Here is a 1,744-nt window from a genome sequence, read left to right on the forward strand (position 1 = left end):
GCGGAGTCCGCACAGACGGCAGAGGCGCAGGGCGACAAGATCGCGGGCGGCACGTGCAGTTTCTCGCCCGATACCAAGGTCCTGATGGATCACGGCAAGACCAAGGCGATCGGGAAGATCAAGCCCGGCGACAAGGTGCAGGCCGCCGACCCCAAGACCGGCAAGCACCAGGGCACACGTATGGTCACGGCCACCTGGGTCAACCACGACCACGACCTGGTCGACATCACGATCCGGACTCCAGACGGCGGCACCGCGACCCTGCGCACGACAGCTAACCACCCGTTCTACGACAAATCGACCCACAAGTGGACGCCAGCTGCGAAGCTCCTGCCCGGTCACGACCTTCAGACCCCGAACGGCCGCGGCCTGGTCCGGGTAAAGAAGATCACCCTGACCATTGGGACAGCGTTCCGCTACAACCTCACCGTCGAGCAACTGCACACGTACTACGTGCTCGCGGGCAAGGTCGCGGTCCTGGTCCACAACACCTGCGGTGAGGTTCCGTACAACAGCGGGGGCCTGGCGACCAAGGCGTTCCAGCACCGGCTCAACACCGTCGGAGCCACGCTCCGCAATGTCGCGGTGGCAAAGGTGGAAGGCCGGGAGGGCCTGGCCTACGGGATTAGCAAGGGTGACGAATTCCACGCGGAGGATGACATTCTGAGCCAGCTCAATCCTGGGGAGAAGATCACCGAGCTGTATACGGAGCGGCAGCCGTGCCCGCGCTGTGCGGGTAGGCTGGCAGATCACCTCGGGGGCGATGCCTCCATCTCCTGGTCCGTCCCCTGGGGCGATCCGGAGACGGAACTCGGAGGACTCATCAACACACAATCCAATGCGCGACTCAAGGACATGATATTGCGCGCAATGGGGATCTGAGGATCTGGAGAACGACTCGTGTACAACTCGGAAAGTGGCGGTCTCATGCGAGAGATGCAACACTTCACCCTCGCCGAGAAGGTGAAGAATCTGCTCGCGACTGCGGGTCTCGGAATTGCGGCCACGGCGGATCCGGGCTACTCCACCGGGGCTCGGGTCGAGATCGACGATCCGGGGAGCGGAGAGGTGGCGGTGTACGTCGCTTGGCGCGTGCACCCCACCCTCTACCACCACTTCCTTACCGTCGATCCCGCCCGCCTCGCAGCGGATGAACGGGTGGCGCTGAAGGTGCAGCTGGAGAAATCCATGTACCAGGCGCTGCGATCGGTGCTGGAGTACGCGGGCTTCCGGGTGGACCGGGCAACCGGCGAACGTGCCGGCGAGCTTCATGTCACCCCAGGGCCGCAGTAGCGGGGCGGTCGGCGGTCGCGGCCCATCGTATGGAGCCATGACCTGACACCGCCCCTATGCACCCGGCGCCACCCCGCGATCGCGACGGGGTGGCGCCGGGTCTGTTTTCCCAGCGGGAGGCCGCGGCCTGGGGGCCGCGATGCACAACAGACCGGGTCGCGGAAGCGGCATCAAGGGCGGCAGCCTCCAGTTGCGCAGACATATGAAGGCTGGGGCTTCGACCAAGGTGAGCTGACCGGATGGCAGCCGTCGTCCACGCCGGCTTGGCCGCACTCGATTGCCTGCCCCGCGAGTACTGGGTCGACGCCGGTATCCCACCGCCGCCCAGGTTTTGGCCGCCCGTACCTAGCACGGCGTCGCTCTGTTACGGCAGCTGTAGATAGCCCTGCCTGTGCTCATCGCGGCTGGTCAGCGGTTTGAGGGGGGTGGGTGCGGGGCACGAGGACGGCCG

General features: G+C 65.7%; 2 protein-coding genes. Both read left to right on the forward strand.

The annotated features are described in order from the left end of the window. On the forward strand, window positions 1-882 hold an 882-nt coding region (locus H8R17_RS45335), incomplete at its 5' end, for a polymorphic toxin-type HINT domain-containing protein (protein ID WP_262506068.1). An 18-nt stretch (window positions 883-900) separates the two neighbouring features. Further along, window positions 901-1,293, forward strand: coding sequence for a hypothetical protein (locus tag H8R17_RS45340; protein WP_187828974.1), 393 nt, complete (start codon window positions 901-903; stop codon window positions 1,291-1,293). Window positions 1,294-1,744 lie beyond the last annotated feature (451 nt).

Origin of the sequence: Streptomyces sp. TRM68367 (genome assembly GCF_014495685.1) — a bacterium.
Taxonomy (GTDB): Bacteria; Actinomycetota; Actinomycetes; order Streptomycetales; family Streptomycetaceae; genus Streptomyces.